The following is a 20,627-nucleotide window of genomic DNA, read 5'->3' on the forward strand; positions in this document are numbered from 1 at the left end:
CGCTCAGACGGCGACGCGCTCGTCGGTCCAACTGCCTGCGTTCTCGAGAATCCGGTCGGCATCGATGAACTGCTCGCGCAGGATACGCTCGTAGAGCGCCGCCTCCTGTTCCCGGTCCACGGGCCTGTCCGTTCCCAGCAGTTTCCGCAGCGCGACCTGCAGCGCCTCCACCGTGCCCGAACCCTCGTCGAACTGCGCCTTCTTGCGCCAGACGAGATCGGTGGGCAGCAGGTCGGCACAGGCCTTGCGCAGGATCCATTTTTCGGTTGTCGGGCCGGTCGACTCGACAGTCGCGGGATCGGTCTTTCGAAGCTTCAACTCCGCCGGGATAGACTGCGCGAAGTCGATCAGTTCGCGGTCGAGAAAAGGCGTCCGGGCTTCAAGGCTCTCGGACATCGTGATCCGGTCGACGCGCTGGAGGTTGATGTTGTGCATCGTCCCGAGCGAGCGGGTAAGCTCGTCAGCCAGGGCGCGGGGGTCGTCGACATAGCCGTGGTGATAGGTGTACCCGGCAAAGAGCTCGTCCGCGCCTTCCCCGGTCAGCACGGCCTTGACGTCTTCGCGGGCAAGCCGGGCGGCGAAAAGCGTCGGGATGGCGCTGCGCACCAGATCGACGTCAGCCGATTCCAGATGGTAGATGACATGCGGCAGCGCCTCCGCGAGGTCATCGGCGGTAAAGACCCATTCCCGGTGGTTCGAGCCGATATGCTCGGCCACGGCCCGGGCGGCCGCGAGATCCGGCGCGCCTTCGAGCCCGACGGCGAAGGTACGCAAGGGGCCCCGCCCCGTCTCTTGCCGCACCTTCTGCGCGATTGCGGCGATGATCGAACTGTCGAGACCGCCCGACAGGAAAGACCCCACCTCGACATCGGCGACCATCCATTTCGCGACGGCCTCCTCCAGCACCAGCCGAAGTTCTTTCGCCGTATGCTCGACATCCAGACCCTCTTCCGCCTCGGCCGCGCCGTGCGGGGTGCGATACCACTGACGCCACCCGTCACGCGTGTCGTACAGACCGCCCGGCGGGATGAATTCGACGGATGTGACCGGAACACCATCGAAGGCCTTGAGTTCCGAGGCAAAGGCCACGCCCTCGCCCAGCCGGGCCATGTAAAGCGGCTTTATCCCGAGCGGATCGCGGGCGGCGATGATCCGGTCGCGCGTGGCAAGGACGAAGGCGAACATGCCATCAAGCTTGCTGATCCAGCGGCTGGCGCCGGACCGGAACAGGTGCAGGATCGTCTCGCTGTCGCTTGCGGTCTCAAAAGCGCTGTCGCCGAGGATCGCCCGCAGGTCTTCGTGGTTATAGATCTCGCCATTGACCACAAGAATATCGTCCGTCTGGTGGATAGGCTGCGCGCCATCTTCGGTCCCGATGATCGAAAGCCGGCAATGTGCCATGACCACCGGCGCGTTCGGCAGACGCGCAACCGCGAGCGCATCGGGCCCCCGGTGGGCAATCTGGCGGATCATACGCTCCGCAAGGTCTTCATCACCGACACGCCAAAGACAAACAAATCCGCACATTGGGTCACCTCCGCCGTCCTCTTACCAGAGGGCCGTCGCAGACGAAACCCAAGTCCCGCCCCGGTCGCGGAGCATTCGCGTTGCTGGCGTGACCTGCGCACAGCGCATGAAGCGTGGCTGCGCGTCGCACACACCCCATTCAGGGCCGGCGTGATCGGTATGAGCCGTGGCTGGTCAGGCCCGCGCGCCACAAAGCAGGCCAGGTGATATGACCGCCCGCAGAGCGCTTTGCCAGCCTTCGATACCGGCAGCTATCCGGCCAGCAGCGACGGGATCAAGCCCCGGCACCGGTTTGGCAAGGGCTTCGGCGGGTTTCTCATAGCGCATCCTTCTGATGATCTCAGATCAATGGACCACCACTTGCCGGGACCAAAGAGCTAGCGCGCGGCCACCATCGCCGGCCGGATCGTCTTTTCCAGAACCTGCGTGGTCATCGGCCCGGCGAAGCGCAATATGACCTTGCCGCTGCCATCGATGACAAAGGTCTCCGGCACCCCGTAAACCCCCCATTCCAGCGCCGTGCGCCCGGTGCCGTCGGCAACGATGGCGGCATAGGGATCGCCCAGCTCCTCCAGAAACCGCAGCGCCTTTTCCGGTTCGTCCTTGTAATTGATGCCGTAGATCGTCACGCCCTCGTCCGACAGCCTCTCGAGGATCGGATGTTCGGCCCGGCAAGGCCCGCACCAGCTGGCCCAGAAATTCACCAGCTTGACGCCGGGCGCCTGCAGATCCGCATCGGTAAAGGGCGCGCTGTCTCCCAGGGGCGTGACCGTCATCGCCGGAGCCTGCTGGCCGATGCGGGTCGATGGCAGCGCATCGGGATCTTCACGCACCATGCCGTACAGGAACAGCCCCGCCAGCGCCGCGAAGATCAGCGGCGGCAGGATCATCAGTATGGAAATCCTAGGTTTGGCCATTGTCACCCCGTTGTTTTTCGCCCCGCCGCTGTTCAACCGCATCAAGCTGCCGCCGCACCCGCGCGCCGCGCCACAAGGTCAGCCCCACAAGCCCCGCCAGAAGCGCCAGCGTGACACCGTAGGAGGAAAGCACCGCAACCGCGTATTTCCCCAGATCGGGCATCATGCCATCCGCTCCCGCGCGATCAGCGCCTGCAACCGCCGGGCGCGAATCTCGGTCCGGGTGCGGGCCAGAACCAGCGCCACGAACAGCAGCCCGAACCCCGCGATACAGATCAGCAGCGGGATGTAGAACACATCGGCCACGTTCTCCTCGGCATCCATCGACAGCGAGGCGCCCTGATGCAGGCCCTGGTTCCAGAAGTTCACCGCATAGCGGCTGAGCAGCGCGAAGACTGAGCCGACCATGCACAGAACCGATGTCAGATCGGCCGCCGTATCGGGGCTCTCGATCGCCTCCCACAGGGCGATGTAGCCAAGGTAGAACAGCAACAGGATCAGGAAAGAGGTCAGCCGCGGATCCCAGGCCCAGTAGGTCCCCCACATCGGTTGCCCCCACAGCGCGCCGGTGAACAGCGCGATCAGCGTCATCACCATGCCGATCGGCGCCGCCGCCCTGGCCGCCAGCGCCGAAACGTGGTGCCGCCGCACGAACCAGACCAGCGAGGTGACCAGCATCATAAGCCAGGCATTGATCGCCATCAGCGCCGCGGGCACATGGATATAGATGATCTTGACGGTCGCGCCCTGCTTGTAATCGTCGGGGGTGAAGAAGAACCCCCAGATCAGCCCAGTGCCCAGCGTCAGCGCCGCCAGCACCGCGACAACGGGCAGCAGAACCGATGTGGTCTGCATGAATTTCTTCGGGTTTGCATATTGCCAGAGCGATGCCATGGGCGTTTTCTTAGGTCCTTGTTGCGGGGTTCTCAACTGAATAGCGCGTGATCCCCCTAGCGCAGGTTGACGCGGATCGCCGCAGCGGCGGCAAAAGGCAGCAACGCGACCGAGGCAAGCGTGATCCCCGCCAGCATCAGCGCCGGCGTGCCCGCCGCCAGCCCGGCCGCCCCGCGCTTCACCGTTTCGGCGCCAAAGATCAGCGTCGGCACGTAAAGCGGCAGCACCAGCAGCGAAAGCAGCAGCCCGCCACGCTTCAGCCCCACGGTCAGCGCCGCCCCGAAACTGCCGATCACCGAAAGCGCCGGCGTGCCGAGCGCGAGACTCAGCACCAGCCAGCCATAGCCCGCCCCCTGAAGGTTCAGCAACAAGCCCAGCACCGGCGCGGCCAGCACCAGCGGCAGGCCGGTGGTCACCCAATGCGCCGCCGCCTTCATCGCCACGACCCCTTCCAGCGGGATCGGCGCCGTCGCCAGCAGATCCAGCGATCCATCCTCGAAATCCAGCGCAAAGATCCGGTCCAGCGACAGCAGGCACGACAGCAGCGCCCCGACCCACAGGATGCCCGGCGCGATCACCGAAAGCACGCCGCTCTCCGGCCCGACCCCGAAGGGCACCAGAACCGTCACGATCAGGAAAAACGCCAGCCCTAGGCCGAACCCGCCCCCGGCCCGCATCGCAAGCACCATGTCACGGGCAAAAAGCGCGATCATGCGAAGGCCTCGTCGAAATCGTCCAGCCGCTGCGGCGCCGCCCGGAAGCGGCTGACATCCAGCACCTCCGCCGTAAAGCCCAGATCGATATGGGTGGCGATCAGCGCCATGCCCCCCGCCGCCAGATGCGCCCGCACCGCCGCCCCGAACAACGCCACCGATGCCGCATCCAGCGATACGGTCGGCTCATCCAGCACCCAGATGGGGCGCCCGGTCACCAGCAGCCGCGCCAGCCCCAGCCGCCGCTTCTGCCCGGCCGAAAGGTTCTGCGCCTGCCGGTCCGCCAGGTCGCCCAGATCGAACGCCGCCAGCGCGCCCTCGATCCCCGACGTGCCAAAGATCCGCGCCCAGAACCGCAGGTTCTCGGCCACGCTCAACACTGCCTTCAGCCCGTCCGCATGGGCGGCATAGGCGATGCTCTCGGGCGGCGCCGAAACCGCCCCGGCCAGCGCCGGCTGCAACCCGGCCAGCGTCCGCAGCAGGGTCGTCTTGCCAATCCCGTTGGGACCGCGCAACAACAGCGCCGTACCGGGGCGCACCGCAAAGCACACCCCTTCCAGCACCGGCATCCCGCCGCGCGCACAGGCCAGATCTGTCACGGTCATATCCATGGGCTCACGGCTTATCCGATTGGAAAGCCCGGGCAAAGCGCGAACTGCCCGCAGGCGCGATGCGCCGCGGCCCTTCTTCATCTTTCCCGAAATATCCCCGCCGGAGGCATGAAACCGCCGCGCAGCGGCCGGCCCTCACGCCGCCACGGGCAGCAATGCCGCGGCGATGCGCCGCCCCTCGCTCAGAAGCACGTTATAGGTGCGCGCGGCGGCGGGGCTGGCCATGATCTCCACCCCCAGCCCGGCCTCCTCCAGCACATCGCGCAGCGCGGCGGGAATATGGGCGATCTCGCCCCCGGTGCCGATGAACAGCACATCGACCGACCCCGCAAGCGCCAGCAACGGGCCGGCATCCTCCAGCCCGCCCCACAGCGCCACACCCGCGTCCGACACCAGCACCGCCCCCGAATGCACCACGCCGCCGACGCGAAAGAAACCGGGGCCATAGCCCTGAATGGGCCGGGCGTTGGAATAGGTGATCTCGTTGAGCCGCATGAGGTGATGTTAATCCCAAAGCGGCAGGCCGACAAGCACCGCCCCGGCGATGACGCCATAGCCAAGCAGGCGGTACACCGACTGATAGGCCGGGTTGAACACCGCCTGGCCGATCGCCGTTCCCACCATGTAAACCGGCGTCGCCAGCAGGCCCTGCCACAGAACCGGCCCGGTGATCACCCCCTGCGCCGCCAGTTGCGGGATCATCAGCACCCCCAGCAGGGTCAGGAAACACAGCGTGTTGGCCCGCGTGATCACCACCGGCTCGTCGCCCGACAGGTTGAACAGAATCACCACCGGCCCGGTCAGCCCGGTCAGCCCGCCGATGAAACCCGCGGCGCCGCCCACCGCCGCCAGCGCGGCCCGGTTCGGCGCCATCGACCGGCGCCAGCCCAGCGTCATCGCCGCAAGGCTCAGCAGGATCAGCCCCGAGATCAGCCAGCGCAGCGGCAGCACCTCCATGCTGCGCAACAGCCAGATGCCCGGTACCAGCGTCAGAAAGGCGGGCACCAGCATCCACAGCACCCGCGCCCGGTCCGCCTGCCGCCAGGCGCGGGGCAGCACCGTCACCGTCGAGCCGAGCGCCGAAACCGCCATGATCCCCACCGCAAGCTGCGGCGGAACGAAGATGCTGGCCAGCGGGATGAAGATCAGCGCCGCGCCGAAGCCGGCAAAGCCATAGACCAACCCGGCCAGCAAAAGCACCAGAAGCAGCAGCACCAGGCCCTCGGTCTGAAGCGCGAGGGCCAGCCCCTCAGGCATCGGTGTTGCCGAACTGGGTGCCGGCGGCCTTGTCGGTCTTCGACCAGTCGCGCTTGACGCCCAGGAACAGCACGATGTTCTTGGCCACGAAAACCGAGGAATAGGTGCCGACGATCACGCCCCACGTCATCGCGAAGACGAAGCCGCGGATCACGTCGCCGCCCAGCACCAGAAGCGCGATCAGCGCGATCAGCGTGGTGCCCGATGTCATCACGGTGCGCGAAAGGGTCTCGTTGACCGCAAGGTTCATCACCTCGCGCAACTCCATCTTCTTGTATTTGACCAGGTTTTCGCGCAGCCGGTCGAACACCACCACGGTATCGTTGATCGAATAGCCCACGATCGTCAGCAGCGCCGCGATGATCGCCAGATCGAACCTGATCTGGAACGCCGCGAAAATGCCGATGGTGACGATCACGTCATGGATCAGCGCGGCCACCGCCCCCACGGCGAACTGCCATTCGAAGCGCAGCCAGATGTAAATCATCACCGCGCCCATCGCCAGGCCCACGGCCAGCAGCGCGGTCTGCACCAACTCGCCCGAAACCTTGGGCCCGACGCTCTCGACCGAGGCGAAGGTGATGGCGCCGTCCACCGCTTTCAGCGCGGCCTCGACCGCCTGGATGGTGCCCGGCGTGATCGCCTCCTGATCGCCTTGCGCCTGAATGCGGATCTGCGCCACGTTCCGCTCCGCGCCGAAGCCCGGATCGAACACCTGGGTGATGGACACGTCACCCAGGTTCAGCGGCGCCAGGGCCGCGCGATAGGTGGCCACATCCACCGATTGCGTGCTTTCGGTGCGGATGGTCGTGCCGCCGCGAAAGTCGATGCCGAAGTTCAGGCCCAGCACCAGAAAGGCCAGGATCGAAAGGATCACCGCAACCACCGACGCGCCGAAGGTCAGGCGCGCGTGGCGGAAGAAATCCCAGTTGGTCTCGGAGGAAACGAGTTTCAGGCGCATCATATCTTTCCTACACCGTGATGGTCTTGGGACGGCGGCGTTCCATCCAGATCACGATGATCAGCCGTGTGACGAAGATCGCGGTGAAGACGGAGGTCAGGATCCCCGCGCCCAGCGTCACCGCGAAGCCGCGCACCGGACCCGAGCCCAGCATGAACAGGATGACCGCGGTGATCAGCGTCGTGATATTGGCGTCCACGATCGCCGACAGCGCCTTTTCATAGCCCAGATCAATGGCCCGGGCCGGGCCCTTGGCACCCTTCAGCTCTTCGCGGATCCGTTCGAACACCAGCACATTGGCGTCCACCGCCATGCCGATGGTCAGCACGATGCCGGCGATGCCCGGCAGGGTCAGCGTGGCGCCAATGGCCGACAGCAGGCCAAACACCATGCCCACGTTGATCAGCAGCGCGATATTGGCGATGATCCCGAACCAGCCATAGCTGAACGCCATGAAGATCAGCACGGCGGCAAAGGCCACAAGGCAGGCCACCTTGCCCGCCTCGATGCTGTCGGCGCCCAGTTCGGGGCCGATGGTGCGCTCTTCCAGAAAGGTCAGCTCTGCCGGCAGGGCGCCGGCGCGCAGCAGAACGGCAAGCTGGGTGCTTTCCTCGACCGTGAAATTGCCCGAGATCTGGCCCGAGCCGCTGCGGATCGCCTCGCGGATCACCGGGGCCGAGACCACCTCGTTATCGAGCACGATGGCGAAGGGCGAGCCTACATTCTCTACCGTGTAGTCGCCGAACTTGCGCGCCCCGGCGGGGTTGAAGCGGAAGGTGACCACCGGCAGGCCGTTCTGGTCAAAAGCGGGCTGCGCGTCGGTCAGATCCTCGCCGCTGACGACGGGGGTCTGTTCGATGATGTAATAGGTGGCCGGATCGTCAAGCGAGGGCAGGATCAGGTTGCGCGCCCCGGCGGGCTGATCGGGGTTGGCGGTGCGCCCCACCACCGGGTGAAAGGTCAGGCGCGCGGTGGTGCCGATCAGCGCCTTCAGCTCATCGGCCGATCCGATGCCGGGCACCTGGATCAGCACACGGTCATCGCCCTGGCGCTGAATCGTCGGCTCTCGGGTGCCGACCTCATCCACGCGGCGGCGTATGATTTCCAGGGTTTGCTGGATGGTGCGATCGTCGGTGGCCTGCTTTTCGGCCTCCGACAGGGTCACGACGATCACGTCGCCCTCGCCCTGCACCTCGATATCGTTCGAGCCCACCCCCGTCAGAGAGACGATGGGCCGGGCCAGTGCGCGCACGGCCGACAGCGCGGCCTGCATCCCCTCGGGCTGGGAAATCCGCACCCGCAGCTGATCGGGCGGCGAGGGCTGCCGGCGGATCGTGCCCACCGTCGCGCGTTCATCGCGCAGCGCGTCGCGCACCTCGGGCCACATACCATCCAGCCGGGTGGCATAGACATCGGCCACCTTCACCTCTGCCAGCAGATGCGCGCCGCCGCGCAGATCAAGGCCGAGGTTGACAAGCCCCGAAGGCAGCCAGCCCGGCCACGCCCCGGCGGCGGCCTCCCTCTCCGGCGTGGCGCCGGCGGCCTCGATGGCCTTCACCGCGTCGTTATGGCCCTCGACGCGCTCATAAAACAGGTTGGGCATGGCATAGAGCAGACCCAGCGCACAGACCGTTGCGATAACGATCCGTTTCCAGAGAGGGATGTTCAGCATGGAGCGTCAACTCAGGCTTTTTCTGCGGGTTCGGTCTTGGACAGTACGGTGGCGATGGTCGACCGCACGACACGCACCTTCACGCCTTCGCCCAGTTCAACCTCGACCTCGTCATTTTCCTTGACCTTCAGAACCTTGCCGATCAGCCCGCCCTGGGTGACGATCTGGTCGCCCCGGCGCAGGCCCTCGACCATGGCGCGATGCTCTTTGACCTTCTTCTGCTGCGGACGGATCAACAGGAAATACATGATCGCGAAGATCAGGATAAGCGGAACGAAGCTGGTGAACGCGCTCCCGGCGCCCCCGGCGGCCTGAGCGAAAGCAGGCGTTGCAAACATGTGTATGTCCCCGTGTGATGTGCGGCGGTTTCCCGCCCTGTCGGAATGGCGCGCACCCTAGCCGTGCCCCGGTGGCTTGGCAAGGCGATGCGGACGCGTCGTTTTCACGGTTCAAACCGGCCCCCGCCTGAGGCATATGGGAAGCTACGCCCGGCCCGTCAATTCGGGGGATCGCCGAAATGCCACAAGTGCCGAAACCACGCGCGCGGCGCCTTGCCACGGCGTTCTGCCTGTCGCTGGCCGGTTCGGCGCTGGCCGATCCCGCGCTGCCGCCCGCGCCGCTGCCCGAGGCCGAGCAGACCGCCTGGCACGCCATCGGCCGGCTGACCCGCTACAGCCCCGACAACCCCAACACCTGCACCGCCACGCTGGTCGCGCCCGACCTGGTGCTGACGGCGGCCCATTGCGTGACCGCGCCCGGCAGCGGCGCGCCGGTCCCGGCCTACCGGCTGCACTTCATCGCCAGCGGCCATGCCGAGCGCTATCTGCCCCACCGCATCGGCGCCGAGGTGATCCTGCCCGAAGGCTTTTCCGGCCCGGCCCGCGCCGGCGCCCCCGACGACATCGCGCTGCTGCGCCTCGCCGCCCCCTTCCCGCCAGAGATCGCCACGCCCCTGCCGCTGGTGCCGCTGGCCTTCGCCGCGCCTCCTTTCGCCATCGTCGGCTATCGCGGCGATACCCCCGGCCTGCTGTCGGGCCATGACGATTGCACCCTGACCGCGCGGCGCCCCGATGTCATCGGGCTGAGCTGCGCGGTGGTCACCGGCAATTCCGGCGCGCCGGTGCTGACCCGGCTGCCCGACGGCTGGTACGTGGTCGCGGTGGTCTCGGCCAGCGCGGGCAGCCACCCGATGCTGCGCGCGGTCGCGGTGCTGCCGGCCGGGGCGATCGCGGCACGCATCAGGCGCGGCGGATAGGTGCGGCGATTTCATGGTTTAAAACGCTCTGGTCATCGGGCATATGAGGCGCCAGGACCGCGCCAACCGAGGACACCGAAATGCACGACATCAAAACCATCCGCGAGAACCCCGCCGCCTTCGACGCGGCCCTCTCCCGCCGCGGGGCCGCACCGGTGTCTTCGGCAATCCTGGCGCTCGACGAAGCCCGCCGGGCCAAGATCCTGGCCGCCGAAACCGCGCAGGCCGAACAGAACAAGGCCTCCAAGGAGGTCGGCAAGGCCAAGGCCAGCGGCGACGAGGCCGGGTTTGAACGGCTGCGCGCGCTGGTGGCCAGCAAGAAGGCCGAGATCGCAGAGCTGAAACAGGCCGCAAGCCTGGATGACGCCGCCCTCACCGATCTGCTGATGACCATCCCCAACCTGCCCGCCGACGATATCCCCGACGGCGCCGACGAAAGCGGCAATGTCGAGATCCGCCGCTGGGGCAACCCGCGCAACTTCGCCTTCACCCCGAAAGAGCATTACGACCTGCCCGCCGTGCAGGACGGCATGGATTTCGAAACCGCCGCCAAGCTTTCGGGCGCGCGTTTCGTGCTGCTGTCGGGCGCGGTGGCGCGGGTGCACCGCGCGCTGGCGCAGTTCATGCTGGACACTCATACCGAGGAAAACGCCCTGACCGAAACCATCACCCCGGTGCTGGTGCGCGAAGAGATGATGTATGGCACCGGGCAACTGCCGAAATTCGGCGAAGACAGTTATCAGACAACGAACGGCTGGTGGCTGATCCCCACCGCCGAGGTGACGCTGACCAACATCGTCAACGGCATGACGATCGAGGAAAGCTACCTGCCGCGCCGCTACGTGGCCCACACCCAGTGCTTCCGCTCCGAAGCTGGCAGCGCCGGCCGCGATACCGCCGGGATGCTGCGCCAGCACCAGTTCGAAAAGGTCGAGATGGTCAGCGTGACAAAACCCGGCGAGAGTGATGCCGAGCACGCCCGGATGACGCGCTGCGCCGAAATGATCCTTGAAAAACTGAACCTTCCCTACCGCACCGTGGTGCTGTGCACCGGCGACATCGGCTTCGGCGCGCGCCGCACCCATGACATCGAGGTCTGGCTGCCGGGCCAGAACTGCTACCGCGAGATCAGCTCGGTTTCCACCTGCGGCGATTTTCAGGCCCGCCGGATGAACGCGCGGTTCAAACCCGCGGGCGGCGGCAAGCCGGAATTCCTGCACACGCTCAACGGCTCGGGCCTTGCGGTCGGGCGCTGCCTGATCGCGGTGCTCGAGAACGGGCAGCAGGAAGACGGCTCGGTCACCCTGCCCGACGCGCTGCACCCCTGGCTGCGGGGCAAGACGCGCATCACCCCGCAGGGAGAGCTGGCCTGATGGATCCGATCAAGGCCGTCCTCACCTTCTGCGCAACGCTGTTCTTCGTGCTCTCGCCATTGCTGCAGGGCGGGTTCGGCGGGTTCGATCCGGCGCAGTTCCCGGTGCCGCAGGATGGCCCGCCGGCCCAGCCCGCCGGATACGCCTTCGCGATCTGGGGGGTGATCTACCTGTGGCTGCTCGTCTCGGCCGGCGCCGGCCTCTTTCTGCGCGCCAAGGACGCGGCGTGGGAGGAAACCCGCCTGCCGCTGATCCTGTCGCTCGCACCCGGCGCGGCATGGATCGGAGTGGCAAAGCTCAGCCCGGTCTGGGCCACCGCCCTGATCATCTGGATGCTGGTCACCGCGCTGGTGGCGCTCAGCCGTACCCCTCAGCGTGACCGCTGGCTGCTGCAGGCGCCGGTGGCGCTCTACGCGGGTTGGCTGACGGCGGCCACCTGGGTATCGGTGGCCCTGGTCGGGGCGGGATACGGCATCGGGCCGGGAGAAACCGGCTGGGCCGTCATCGCACTGCTGGGCGCGTCGGGCACCGGCGCGCTGATGCGCACCCGCGCCCCGGAATACGGTCTGGCGCTGCTCTGGGCGCTGGTCGGCGTGGCGGTGGCCAATGCCGGGCAGAACACCCCGGTGGCCCTGCTGGCCGGGGCCTGCGCCCTCGCGGCCGGCGCACTCACCTGGTGTCGCCGCTGATCCCCTTCATCTTTCCGAAAATATCCCCGCCGGAGGCATAAAATCCAGACCCCCTTCCGACAGGCGCGACGGCAGGCTACCTATAGCCTCAGTACCCCAACCCGAGGACAGCCCCATGACCCCCGCCGCGGCCAGTGAAAAGACGATGGAACTCTGCCAGCTCGCACCGGTCATCCCGGTGCTGGTGATCGAGAACGCCGCCCACGCCCGCCCGCTGGCCGAGGCGCTGGTGGCCGGCGGCCTGCCGGTGCTCGAGGTCACGCTGCGCACCCCCGCCGCGCTGGATGCGATCCGCGAGATGGCGCAGGTGCCGGGCGGCATCGTCGGCGCCGGAACGCTGCTGACCCCGGCCGATGTCGACGCGGCCGTCGCGGCCGGGGCGCTGTTCGGCGTGTCGCCGGGCGCCACCGACCGGTTGCTCGGCGCCTGCGAAGCAGCGGCGCTGCCGATACTGCCCGGCGCCGCCACCGCGACAGAGGCGATGCGGCTGCTCGAACGCGGCTACAGGGTGCAGAAATTCTTTCCGGCCGAGGCCGCAGGCGGGGCGAAATTGCTCAGGGCGCTGGCCGCGCCGCTGCCGCAGGTGCGGTTCTGCCCCACCGGCGGGATCAGCCTCGCCAATGCGCCGAGCTATCTGTCACTGCCCAACACGGTCTGCGTCGGCGGTTCCTGGGTCGCGCCGAAAGAGCTGATGGAGCGTGGCGACTGGGATGCGATCACCGCGCTGGCGGCGCAGGCGGCGGCACTCGTCACCGCCTGAGATCACGCCTTGCGTCGCCCCGCATAGCCGCCCCGGCGCCGCGGCGCCGGCGGGCTGGCCAGCGCGGCGCGCAGCACGTCTGTCATCGGATGCTCGGGCGCGTCGGCCCCGTAAAGCATCAACAATGTCTCGAGCGGCGCGCGCATGTCCGCCGGCGCGCCGAGCGCCCAGTCCAGAAAGATCGTCCGGCAATCGGCCGGTGTGATCCCCTCGATCCGATAGGCTTCGCGGATCAGCCCCGTCGGGTCCGCCTCATCCCCGGTCATGTTCCCGCCTTTCCGCGGCTCAGCACCGCTTCGATGGTTTTCTCTGTCTCGGCTTGCACCTGTTCCAGCCGCAGCGCCAGCGCCCCGGCGCTGTCGGCCCCGGTCGCGCGAAGGAAGAAATCACAGCCCCCCGCGCCCAGGTCTTCGGGCACCACCGGCCTGTCGCTCAACAGCTTCGCGGCGACCTGAACCCGGCGAAAGAGGTCGTAGGCCGCGATCAGCGCGCCGGCCTCGGCCTCGCGCAGCCAGCCGGCCTCGACCCCCGCCCGCATCTGCAGCGGCACCTGGGTTTCGGGGCTGCCGGCGACAAGCGCCGCGGCCGAGGCCAGCATTTCTATGTCCTGCCCGCGCCCCGGCCCCAGACGGCCATCCCAGATCCCCTTGGCGGGCTTGGCATCGGCCAGACGGGCGCGCATGTCCTGCACCGCTTTGGCGATCTTCGCGGGGTCGGCCTTTTCCTTCAGCAAGGCGCGCCGGAACACCTCGACCCGCTCGCCGAGCGCGGGGGCGCCGGCCACCGGCCGGGCGCGGGTCAGGGCCAGATGCTCCCATGTCCAGGCCTCGTTGCGCTGATAGTCGCAAAAGGCCTGAAACGAGGTCGCCACCGGCCCCTGCCGCCCCGACGGGCGCAGCCGCATATCGACATCATAAAGCTTGCCGCCCGCCATCGGCGCGCTCAGCGCGGTGACCAGCGCCTGGGTCAGCCGGGCGTAATAGGCCCGCGCCGCCAGCGGCCTGCGCCCGTCGGACGTTTCCACCCCGTCCGCGTCATAGATCACGATCAGATCCAGATCCGAGCGCGCGTTGAGCCGCTCGGCCCCCAGCGAGCCCATGCCCAGCACCGCCGCGCCCTTGCCCGGCGGTGCGCCATGCTTTTGCGAAAACGCGGCCACCACGGGCGCCCAGAGCGCGGCCACGACCGCCCCGCCCAGATCGGCATATTGGGCGCTGGCCTCGTCGGGCTCGGTCAGCCCGCGCAGCAGATGCACGCCGATGCGGAAATGCCATTCGCGCGCCCAGCGGCGGGCGGCGTCGAGCTGGGTTTCATAATCATCGGCCTCCGCCAGACGCGCGCCCAGCTGGGCCTGCAGCGCCGCCCTGCCCGGCCAGTCGGCGAAGAAATCACCGCCGATCACCGCATCCAGCACATCGGCATTATGCGACAGGTAGCGGGCCAGTTCCGGCGCGGTGGCGGCGATATCGACGATCAGGTCGATCAGTTGCGGGTTCGACTTGAACAGCGAGAAAAGCTGCACCCCGGCAGGCAGGCCCGACAGGAACCCGTCGAAGGCGGCCAATGCCTCGTCCGGGCGGCCGGCCTTTTGCAGCCGCTTCAGGATATCGGGCTTCAGCCGCGCGAAAATCTCGACCGCGCGCTGCGATCGCAGCGCGGGATAGGTCGGCCAGCGTTCCATGATCGCGGCGGACTTGTCGCTCAGCGCAACGGGCGCCTCTTCGGCCGGGGCCGGGGCAAAGAACCCCTCCGTCAGTTCGGCCACGCGGGTCAGCCTTGCGGTCAGCCCGGCGCGAAAGGCGGCGGTATCGCCCTGCCCCATGAAGCGCGCGATACGGTCGAAGCCCTCGGGGTTGTTGGGCAGCGCGTGGGTCTGCGCGTCGCCGACCATCTGCAAGCGATGCTCGACCTCGCGGTGATGGCGGTAATTGTCGGTCAGCACCCCGGCCACATCCTCGGGCACCCAGCCCTTCGCGGTCAGCCGCGCCAGCCCTTCGACCGTGCCGCGTACACGCAGATCGGGATCGCGCCCGCCGGCGATGATCTGGCGGGTCTGGGTGAAGAATTCGATCTCGCGGATGCCGCCCTGCCCCAGCTTCATGTCGTGGCCTTCCAGGCAGATCGCGCCATCCGGCCCCCCGTGCAGCCCCTTGTGCGCGCGGATGCGCAGGCGCATGTCATGCGCATCCTGTATGGCGGCGAAATCCAGATGCCGACGCCAGACAAAGGGCCGCAGCCGTTCCAGATAGGCCCAGCCCGCGCGAAGATCACCGGCGCAGGGCCGCGCCTTGATATGCGCCGCCCGCTCCCACGTGCGGCCGAGGCTTTCGTAGTACCGTTCCGCCGCCTCCATCGCCAGGCAGACCGGCGTGACGCTGGCATCCGGGCGCAGCCGCAGATCCGTGCGGAACACATAGCCATCGCCGGTCTGGTCCGACAGAAGGCCCGTCAGCCGCCGCGTGACGCGGATGAAACAGGCACGGGCGTCGTGATAATCATCCGGCGCGAATCGGTCCTGATCGAACAGGCAGATCAGGTCGATGTCCGATGAATAATTCAGCTCATGCGCGCCCTGTTTGCCCATGGCCAGCGCGACCATGCCGCCCGCGGTTTCCACATCCGCCTCTGTAGCACCGGGCAATTTGCCGCGGGCGATCTCTGCGCCCACAAGCCGGTTGAGCGCGGTATCGACGCAGATATCGGCAAGGTCCGTCAGCCGCCCGGTGACGCTTTCCAGCGGCCAGACGCCCCCCAGATCGGCCAGCGCGATCAGCAGCGCGGCGCGGCGCTTGGCCACCCGCATCCCCGGTTTCAGATCGGCCAGCGCCAGCGCCCGCACATCCGAAAGGAGGCCGTCGATGGCCACTTCCGGCGCACCGGCAAGCGCGGACTCGAGCCAGTCGGCCTCGCACTCCATCAGGCCTTTCAGATAGGGGCTGCAGCCGGCCGTGCCCGCCAGAAGCGCGCGAATCTCGGGGGGCTGGCCGGCGAAACGGCCAAGCACCTCGGCGCCGCGATCGGGGTCGAAGGCGATGGGCTGACGGGTGATACGGCGCGCGAAACTCATCACCAACTGATGCCGCGCCGCGCCGGGCAGGTCAACGGGGGTTGCGGGCCCTGGGCACCATGCCGATACTCGGGCCGGACGATGGAGGCGACGATGAGCAAGAGCCTGAAACGGGTGACGGCCGCGCTGGAGGCCGCGGGAATCGACGCCAAGGTGCTGGAGGTCGGTCAGGCCCGCACCGCCGCCGAAGCGGCGGCAGCGGCCGGGTGCCACATCGACCAGATCGCCAAATCCATCATCTTTCGCGGCGTGCAGAGCGGCAGCGCGATCCTGTTTCTGACGGCGGGCGGCAATACCGTCTGCGCCGACAAGGCCACCGCGCTGGCGGGTGAGCCGCTGGGCAAGGCCGATGCCGCGCTGATCCGGGCGCAGACGGGCTTTGCCATCGGCGGCGTCGCGCCCGTGGGGCACCTCAATCCGATCCGCGCCTTTCTGGACCCGCGCCTGACGGAATTCGACGTCATCTGGGCCGCAGCGGGCACGCCGCGCCATATCTTCCCCGTCTCTCCGGCCGATCTTCGGCGCATAAGCGCCGCGCAACAACATGATTTTACTACATAAAACAGATTAATGTAAAAATCATTCACATCAAGTCTTGACCAGCGGGGGTGAAGACCCAATCTTGAGGATGTGAAAGGCATTCACATTCACCTCTGACCCAAGGAGTTACACATGAGTTCCGTCGCCACCTGGCCCTCACAAGCCGAGAACTGGCTCGATCAGCGCGGTAAAGGCGCCTGGATCGCGGCTATGGTCCTCGGTTTCATTTTCTTCTGGCCCGTGGGCCTTGCCCTTCTTGCCTATATGATCTGGAGCAAACGCATGTTCAAAGGCTGCAACAAACGCAAACATTTCCACGCCCGCGCCCATGGGTTTCAATCCTCGGGCAACACGGCGTTCGACGCCTATAAATCCGAAACCCTGCGCCGGCTCGAGGAAGAACAGGAGAATTTCGAGGCTTTCCTCAAGCGCCTGCGCGAAGCCAAGGACAAGTCCGAATTCGACCAGTTCATGGACGAGCGTGCCCGCAAGGCGCGCGAGACAGGCAGCGGCGATCCGGTCGAGGCCTGACGCCCAGAAAGGGCGCCCCGAGAGCCGGGGCGCCCTTCCCCTTTGCCCTTCGCATCCCTAGTTAGGACCCATGAGCGATATATTCTGGGGTCTCCCCGACCCGGACCTTCACGAAGACTTCTATGCCGATGTGCCCGTCAAACGGCTGATCGCATGGGTCATCGACACCCTGCTGATCCTGCTTCTGACGGTGCTGGTGCTGCCCTTCACCGCCTTTACCGGGCTGTTCTATTTCCCGCTTCTGGCCACGGTCATCGGGTTTGTCTATCGGACCGTGACACTGGCCGGCGGATCGGCCACCCTGGGCATGCGCCTTGTGGCCATCGAATTTCGCCGTGCCAATGGTCAGCGATTCGATGTGGTGACCGCGGCGATGCACACGCTGCTGTTCTCGGTCTTCTTCTCGTTCCTGCTGCCGCAGGCGGCCTCGATCATCCTGATGCTGACCGGCCCGCGCCGGCAGGCGTTGCATGACCTGCTGCTGGGCACCGCCGCCATCAACCGCGCCGCCGCGAGCTGAGCTAAACCCCTTGGCGCGCCCGGATAGCTTTGCTAGCGTTGAATGTAACGAGAAAACAACGCTGACCCCATGCGCCACACGCTGCCCATCGCGCCCCAGTTCTATGTGACGGCTCCGCAACCCTGCCCTTATCTGGCGGGGCGGATGGAGCGTAAGCTGTTCACGGCGCTGCAGGGCGAACATGCCGAAAAGCTGAACAACACGCTCAGCAAGCAGGGGTTCCGCCGCTCGCAGAACGTGCTTTACCGCCCTTCCTGCGCCGATTGCAACGCCTGCCTGTCGGCCCGCATCCGGGTGAAGGATTTCACCCCGACCCGCAGCCAGCGCAAGACGCTGCGGCGCAATGCCGAACTGACGCGGGCGCGCACGTCGCCCTGGGCCACCGAGGCGCAATACGCCCTGTTCCGCCGCTATCTGGAGAACCGCCATGCCGATGGCGGCATGGCCGACATGGATATCTTCGAATTCGCCGCGATGGTCGAGGAAACCTCGGTCCGCTCCCGCGTCGTCGAATACAGCCGCCCCGACCCGGAGGACGGAACCACCACGCTGGCGGCCGTCTGCCTGACCGATGTGCTGGAAGACGGGCTGTCGATGGTCTATTCCTTCTACGATCCGGAGATGGCGGCGCGCAGCCTTGGCACCTATGTCATCCTCGACCATCTGGAGATCGCGCGCGCCGCGGGGCTGCCTTATGTCTATCTGGGCTACTGGGTGCCGGGCAGCCCGAAGATGGGCTACAAGGCCAATTTCTCGGCGCTGGAAATCTACAAGAACGGGGTGTGGCAGGATATAGGCGACCCGGCTGATCACAGCTCTGAGACCCATCCGCTTTCGGTGGCGCCGATCGCCGAACAGGTGGCGCGTATCACCCTGCCCGACGGTCGCCCGACCCGCCGCTGAGCAGCGGGCCCGCGATGGCGGAGCCGTGACAGCAAAGATGCAAACCCGCCCCAAAAGGGCGGGCTTTTCTTTGGGTCAGTTCGGCAGCAGGTTCGGCACGATGGTGACGATGGCCGGGAAGAACCACAGGATCGCCAGCCCCGCCATCTGGATCAGCACGAAGGGTATGATGCCGCGATAGATCTGGCCGGTCGACACCTCGGCCGGGGCGACCCCGCGCAGATAGAACAGCGCGAAACCGAAGGGCGGCGTCAGGAACGAGGTCTGCAGGTTGACCGCGATCATGATCGTCACCCACTTCGGATCGAACGTGCCGCCATAGATCACCGGCCCCACGATCGGGATCACGATATAGATGATCTCCAGGAAATCGAGCACGAAGCCCAGCAGGAACAGCACCAGCATCACGATCAGGAACACCGTCAGTTCATTGTCGAAGCTGCGCAGGAATTGCTGGATATAATGCTCGCCGCCAAAGGAGATCACCACGAGGTTCAGCAGCTGCGAGCCGATCAGGATGGTGAAGACCATCGAGGTCACCTTTGCCGTCTCGCGCACGATCGGCGGCAGCACCGCAGAGCGCCACAGCACCCAGCATCCGTAGAGAATGCCGAACATCGCGAAGTGATAGGCGCCCTGGGCGATGATGAAGGCCACCCAGTCTTCGAACGGCACATCGGCGCGGTTGATCCGCAGGTCGAAATCCGTTCCCGCCAGGATCATGATCACGATCGCCAGCGCCGCCCACAGGATGAGCCGGCCGCTCTTGTTCTCTTCCTGCAACTTGCGGAAGGCGGCCAGCATGATCGCGCCGCCCGCGCCGAGCGCGGCGGCCGGGGTCGGGTTGGTGATGCCGCCCAGAATGGAGCCGAGCACCGCCACGATCAGAAGCAGCGGCGGAAACACCACCCGCAGCAATTCGTTCCGGCCCAAAAGCCCCATGGCATAGCGGCAGCCGTAAAGCGTCATCGCCAGCGGAATCGCCAGCCGCATATAGGTCTGGCCCGGCGAGCTCAGCGGGGTGATGAACAGCGCATCCACCACCAGCGCCAGGGCAACGCCGGCCGCGCCGATCAACAGCGGCCGCGGATCGGAAGAGGGCGAAACGCCCCGCGCGGCACTCAGCACCAGCGCCAGAAGCACGAAGGCCGTCAGGATGCCGCTTGAAATCACCGGGGCGGCGGCAATCTTGTCGGCGCGCGCGCCGGCGATTTCCTGTTCGGTCAGCTTCTTGCTGGCGACGGCGCCGCCCGCGGCCTCGATCGCCTGTTGCTGGGCAACGGCGAGATCCCATTTCTCCTGCCCGTGGAGTTCGATCATCGACTCGCGGCACTGATCCGACACGTTGGTGCGCAGAACCGCCGCCGGGGAACTGTCGGAATAGCTGTCGACGGTGATGCTCTGGCTGCCGGCGATGTTCAGATACCCCGCCAGAACCGCGCCGCCGATCATCGCAAGCGGAACGAACAGGAACCATGTCAGTGTCTCGCGGCGGGTCACCGCTTCGCCGGAACGGGCCCCGAACGCCACGGGCGGCGCCTTGTGGGGCTTCACGAGCGCATAGACGAAGGCAAAAGCGCCATAGAGGAAGGCCAGCATGATGCCGGGCAGGATCGCCGCCTGAAACAGCGTGCCCACAGAGACCACCGCCGCTTCGCCCAGATAGGTCAGCGCGTCGGAACAGCCGGCAAGCTGCGCCCGGTTTTCCTGCGCGGCGGAATAAAGATCGCCCGCCAGCGTGCCCAGCAGAACGATCACGATCGAGGGCGGAATGATCTGCCCCAGCGTGCCCGACGCGGCGATGACGCCGGTGGCAAGCTCGGGCGAATATTTGTTGCGCAGCATGGTGGGCAGGCTGAGAAGACCCATCGTCACCACGGTAGCGCCGACAATGCCGGTAGAGGCCGCGAGGAACGCGCCCACCACCACCACCGAAACCGCCAGCCCGCCCGGCAGCGGGCCAAACACGCGCGCCATGGTCGTCAGCAGTTCGTTGGCGATCTTTGAGCGTTCCAGCGTGATGCCCATCATCACGAACATCAGCACCGCCAGCAGCGTCTCGATGCCCTGCCCGGCCAGCACCCGTTCGTTCATCCGGTTGACGACAAAGCTGATGTTGCGGTCCATCGCCACTTCCCAGCCCTGCGGGAACAGCGGCGTGTCATAGCGCGGCAGATCGGGGTATCGGAACACCGATATGGCATCGGGATGCAAACCTTTGGCGATCAGCGCGTTATACGCCGCCGATCCGGTATCGACCGCCTGATGGATCAGCAGCCCGGCACTGTCCAGCCCGGCGATGATCGCGAAAGAGATGACCCCGGCCCCGGCGATGGCGAAGGCCACCGGAAAGCCCGAAAGAATGGCCCCGAAGAGGCAAAGAAAGACGATGATCAGGCCGATCTCGACGCCGTCAAGTCCGAATAGCATTTATCCC

At 66.7% G+C, this 20,627-nt stretch carries 22 protein-coding genes; 8 read left to right on the forward strand and 14 right to left on the reverse strand.

The genetic code is table 11. The annotated features are described in order from the left end of the window. Positions 1–3: 3 nt before the first annotated feature. From asnB to yajC, 11 genes are all read right to left on the reverse strand, one after another. Positions 4–1,527 (reverse strand): asparagine synthase (glutamine-hydrolyzing), encoded by a 1,524-nt coding sequence (gene asnB, locus TQ29_RS10360; RefSeq protein WP_082386599.1) that lies wholly within the window; start codon positions 1,525–1,527, stop codon positions 4–6. A 377-nt stretch (positions 1,528–1,904) separates the two neighbouring features. Next, the gene (locus TQ29_RS10365) at positions 1,905–2,417 is read right to left on the reverse strand and encodes a DsbE family thiol:disulfide interchange protein (RefSeq protein WP_054539098.1); all 513 of its coding nucleotides are present in this window, start codon (positions 2,415–2,417) and stop codon (positions 1,905–1,907) included. Positions 2,418–2,430: 13 nt separating this feature from the next. Further along, positions 2,431–2,610, reverse strand: a complete 180-nt coding sequence (gene ccmD, locus TQ29_RS10370; RefSeq protein ID WP_037209196.1) for a heme exporter protein CcmD — start codon at positions 2,608–2,610, stop codon at positions 2,431–2,433. Further along, positions 2,607–3,338, reverse strand: coding sequence for a heme ABC transporter permease (locus tag TQ29_RS10375; RefSeq protein ID WP_054539099.1), 732 nt, complete (start codon positions 3,336–3,338; stop codon positions 2,607–2,609). The genes ccmD and TQ29_RS10375 overlap by 4 nt, the downstream gene beginning before the upstream one ends. A gap of 56 nt (positions 3,339–3,394) precedes the next feature. After that, positions 3,395–4,051: a heme exporter protein CcmB gene (ccmB, locus tag TQ29_RS10380; RefSeq protein ID WP_037209199.1), complete on the reverse strand. Its 657-nt coding sequence runs from the start codon at positions 4,049–4,051 to the stop codon at positions 3,395–3,397. Continuing rightward, a complete protein-coding gene (gene ccmA, locus TQ29_RS10385; RefSeq protein ID WP_037209212.1) occupies positions 4,048–4,662 on the reverse strand; it encodes a heme ABC exporter ATP-binding protein CcmA in 615 nt (204 codons plus the stop codon). The genes ccmB and ccmA overlap by 4 nt, the downstream gene beginning before the upstream one ends. A 135-nt stretch (positions 4,663–4,797) precedes the next feature. Then, entirely contained in the window at positions 4,798–5,157 is a 360-nt protein-coding gene (locus TQ29_RS10390) for an Mth938-like domain-containing protein (protein ID WP_054539100.1), read from the reverse strand. A 9-nt stretch (positions 5,158–5,166) separates the two neighbouring features. Then, positions 5,167–5,919 (reverse strand): sulfite exporter TauE/SafE family protein, encoded by a 753-nt coding sequence (locus tag TQ29_RS10395; protein ID WP_054539101.1) that lies wholly within the window; start codon positions 5,917–5,919, stop codon positions 5,167–5,169. Continuing rightward, the gene (secF, locus tag TQ29_RS10400; protein ID WP_054540400.1) at positions 5,912–6,880 is read right to left on the reverse strand and encodes a protein translocase subunit SecF; all 969 of its coding nucleotides are present in this window, start codon (positions 6,878–6,880) and stop codon (positions 5,912–5,914) included. Before secF ends, TQ29_RS10395 begins: the two co-directional genes overlap by 8 nt. Positions 6,881–6,890: 10 nt before the next feature. Next, entirely contained in the window at positions 6,891–8,552 is a 1,662-nt protein-coding gene (gene secD, locus TQ29_RS10405) for a protein translocase subunit SecD (protein WP_054539102.1), read from the reverse strand. Between the two features lie 11 nt (positions 8,553–8,563). Next, complete coding sequence (gene yajC / locus TQ29_RS10410) at positions 8,564–8,890, reverse strand: preprotein translocase subunit YajC (protein ID WP_052071468.1); 327 nt, start codon at positions 8,888–8,890, stop codon at positions 8,564–8,566. Positions 8,891–9,069: 179 nt separating this feature from the next. On the opposite strand from yajC, the gene TQ29_RS10415 reads away from it, so the two are divergent. The 4 genes from TQ29_RS10415 to eda all read left to right on the forward strand — a co-directional run bounded on the left by TQ29_RS10415 (position 9,070) and on the right by eda (position 12,629). Further along, complete coding sequence (locus tag TQ29_RS10415; protein WP_082386600.1) at positions 9,070–9,807, forward strand: serine protease; 738 nt, start codon at positions 9,070–9,072, stop codon at positions 9,805–9,807. An 80-nt stretch (positions 9,808–9,887) separates the two neighbouring features. Further along, positions 9,888–11,180, forward strand: coding sequence for a serine--tRNA ligase (gene serS, locus TQ29_RS10420; protein ID WP_054539104.1), 1,293 nt, complete (start codon positions 9,888–9,890; stop codon positions 11,178–11,180). Beyond that, the gene (locus TQ29_RS10425) at positions 11,180–11,869 is read left to right on the forward strand and encodes a hypothetical protein (RefSeq protein WP_054539105.1); all 690 of its coding nucleotides are present in this window, start codon (positions 11,180–11,182) and stop codon (positions 11,867–11,869) included. The genes serS and TQ29_RS10425 overlap by 1 nt, the downstream gene beginning before the upstream one ends. Positions 11,870–11,984: 115 nt before the next feature. Beyond that, a complete protein-coding gene (gene eda / locus TQ29_RS10430; protein WP_054539106.1) occupies positions 11,985–12,629 on the forward strand; it encodes a bifunctional 4-hydroxy-2-oxoglutarate aldolase/2-dehydro-3-deoxy-phosphogluconate aldolase in 645 nt (214 codons plus the stop codon). A 2-nt stretch (positions 12,630–12,631) separates the two neighbouring features. On the opposite strand, the gene TQ29_RS10435 is transcribed toward eda, so the two are convergent. Both TQ29_RS10435 and TQ29_RS10440 read right to left on the reverse strand, forming a co-directional pair. Next, positions 12,632–12,895, reverse strand: a complete 264-nt coding sequence (locus TQ29_RS10435; RefSeq protein ID WP_054539107.1) for a hypothetical protein — start codon at positions 12,893–12,895, stop codon at positions 12,632–12,634. Beyond that, positions 12,892–15,696 (reverse strand): [glutamate--ammonia-ligase] adenylyltransferase, encoded by a 2,805-nt coding sequence (locus TQ29_RS10440; RefSeq protein ID WP_054539108.1) that lies wholly within the window; start codon positions 15,694–15,696, stop codon positions 12,892–12,894. The genes TQ29_RS10435 and TQ29_RS10440 overlap by 4 nt, the downstream gene beginning before the upstream one ends. A gap of 93 nt (positions 15,697–15,789) precedes the next feature. On the opposite strand from TQ29_RS10440, the gene TQ29_RS10445 reads away from it, so the two are divergent. The 4 genes from TQ29_RS10445 (at position 15,790) to TQ29_RS10460 (ending at position 18,190) form a co-directional block, all read left to right on the forward strand. Further along, positions 15,790–16,257, forward strand: coding sequence for a YbaK/EbsC family protein (locus TQ29_RS10445; RefSeq protein WP_054540401.1), 468 nt, complete (start codon positions 15,790–15,792; stop codon positions 16,255–16,257). Between the two features lie 111 nt (positions 16,258–16,368). Then, entirely contained in the window at positions 16,369–16,767 is a 399-nt protein-coding gene (locus TQ29_RS10450; RefSeq protein WP_037209521.1) for a DUF2852 domain-containing protein, read from the forward strand. Between the two features lie 70 nt (positions 16,768–16,837). Next, on the forward strand, positions 16,838–17,287 hold the full coding sequence (locus TQ29_RS10455) for an RDD family protein (protein ID WP_054539109.1): 450 nt from the start codon (positions 16,838–16,840) through the stop codon (positions 17,285–17,287). Positions 17,288–17,356: 69 nt separating this feature from the next. After that, positions 17,357–18,190 (forward strand): arginyltransferase, encoded by an 834-nt coding sequence (locus TQ29_RS10460; RefSeq protein WP_054539110.1) that lies wholly within the window; start codon positions 17,357–17,359, stop codon positions 18,188–18,190. Positions 18,191–18,265: 75 nt separating this feature from the next. On the opposite strand, the gene TQ29_RS10465 is transcribed toward TQ29_RS10460, so the two are convergent. After that, positions 18,266–20,620 (reverse strand): TRAP transporter large permease subunit, encoded by a 2,355-nt coding sequence (locus TQ29_RS10465; protein ID WP_054539111.1) that lies wholly within the window; start codon positions 20,618–20,620, stop codon positions 18,266–18,268. Positions 20,621–20,627 lie beyond the last annotated feature (7 nt).

This window comes from Actibacterium sp. EMB200-NS6 (assembly GCF_001305615.1).
In the GTDB taxonomy this organism is placed as follows: Bacteria; Pseudomonadota; Alphaproteobacteria; order Rhodobacterales; family Rhodobacteraceae; genus Actibacterium_A; species Actibacterium_A naphthalenivorans.

Coding starts and splice junctions, on each gene's coding strand:
- TQ29_RS10465 (WP_054539111.1), bottom strand. CDS start 20,620: ATGCTATTCGGACTTGACGGCGTCGAGATCGGCCTGATCATCGTCTTT.
- ccmA (WP_037209212.1), bottom strand. CDS start 4,662: ATGGATATGACCGTGACAGATCTGGCCTGTGCGCGCGGCGGGATGCCG.
- yajC (WP_052071468.1), bottom strand. CDS start 8,890: ATGTTTGCAACGCCTGCTTTCGCTCAGGCCGCCGGGGGCGCCGGGAGC.
- TQ29_RS10425 (WP_054539105.1), top strand. CDS start 11,180: ATGGATCCGATCAAGGCCGTCCTCACCTTCTGCGCAACGCTGTTCTTC.
- ccmB (WP_037209199.1), bottom strand. CDS start 4,051: ATGATCGCGCTTTTTGCCCGTGACATGGTGCTTGCGATGCGGGCCGGG.
- TQ29_RS10445 (WP_054540401.1), top strand. CDS start 15,790: ATGAGCAAGAGCCTGAAACGGGTGACGGCCGCGCTGGAGGCCGCGGGA.
- TQ29_RS10460 (WP_054539110.1), top strand. CDS start 17,357: ATGCGCCACACGCTGCCCATCGCGCCCCAGTTCTATGTGACGGCTCCG.
- ccmD (WP_037209196.1), bottom strand. CDS start 2,610: ATGATGCCCGATCTGGGGAAATACGCGGTTGCGGTGCTTTCCTCCTAC.
- eda (WP_054539106.1), top strand. CDS start 11,985: ATGACCCCCGCCGCGGCCAGTGAAAAGACGATGGAACTCTGCCAGCTC.
- secD (WP_054539102.1), bottom strand. CDS start 8,552: ATGCTGAACATCCCTCTCTGGAAACGGATCGTTATCGCAACGGTCTGT.
- serS (WP_054539104.1), top strand. CDS start 9,888: ATGCACGACATCAAAACCATCCGCGAGAACCCCGCCGCCTTCGACGCG.
- TQ29_RS10440 (WP_054539108.1), bottom strand. CDS start 15,696: ATGAGTTTCGCGCGCCGTATCACCCGTCAGCCCATCGCCTTCGACCCC.
- TQ29_RS10375 (WP_054539099.1), bottom strand. CDS start 3,338: ATGGCATCGCTCTGGCAATATGCAAACCCGAAGAAATTCATGCAGACC.
- TQ29_RS10390 (WP_054539100.1), bottom strand. CDS start 5,157: ATGCGGCTCAACGAGATCACCTATTCCAACGCCCGGCCCATTCAGGGC.
- TQ29_RS10455 (WP_054539109.1), top strand. CDS start 16,838: ATGAGCGATATATTCTGGGGTCTCCCCGACCCGGACCTTCACGAAGAC.
- TQ29_RS10435 (WP_054539107.1), bottom strand. CDS start 12,895: ATGACCGGGGATGAGGCGGACCCGACGGGGCTGATCCGCGAAGCCTAT.
- TQ29_RS10415 (WP_082386600.1), top strand. CDS start 9,070: ATGCCACAAGTGCCGAAACCACGCGCGCGGCGCCTTGCCACGGCGTTC.
- asnB (WP_082386599.1), bottom strand. CDS start 1,527: ATGTGCGGATTTGTTTGTCTTTGGCGTGTCGGTGATGAAGACCTTGCG.
- secF (WP_054540400.1), bottom strand. CDS start 6,880: ATGCGCCTGAAACTCGTTTCCTCCGAGACCAACTGGGATTTCTTCCGC.
- TQ29_RS10365 (WP_054539098.1), bottom strand. CDS start 2,417: ATGATCCTGCCGCCGCTGATCTTCGCGGCGCTGGCGGGGCTGTTCCTG.
- TQ29_RS10395 (WP_054539101.1), bottom strand. CDS start 5,919: ATGCCTGAGGGGCTGGCCCTCGCGCTTCAGACCGAGGGCCTGGTGCTG.
- TQ29_RS10450 (WP_037209521.1), top strand. CDS start 16,369: ATGAGTTCCGTCGCCACCTGGCCCTCACAAGCCGAGAACTGGCTCGAT.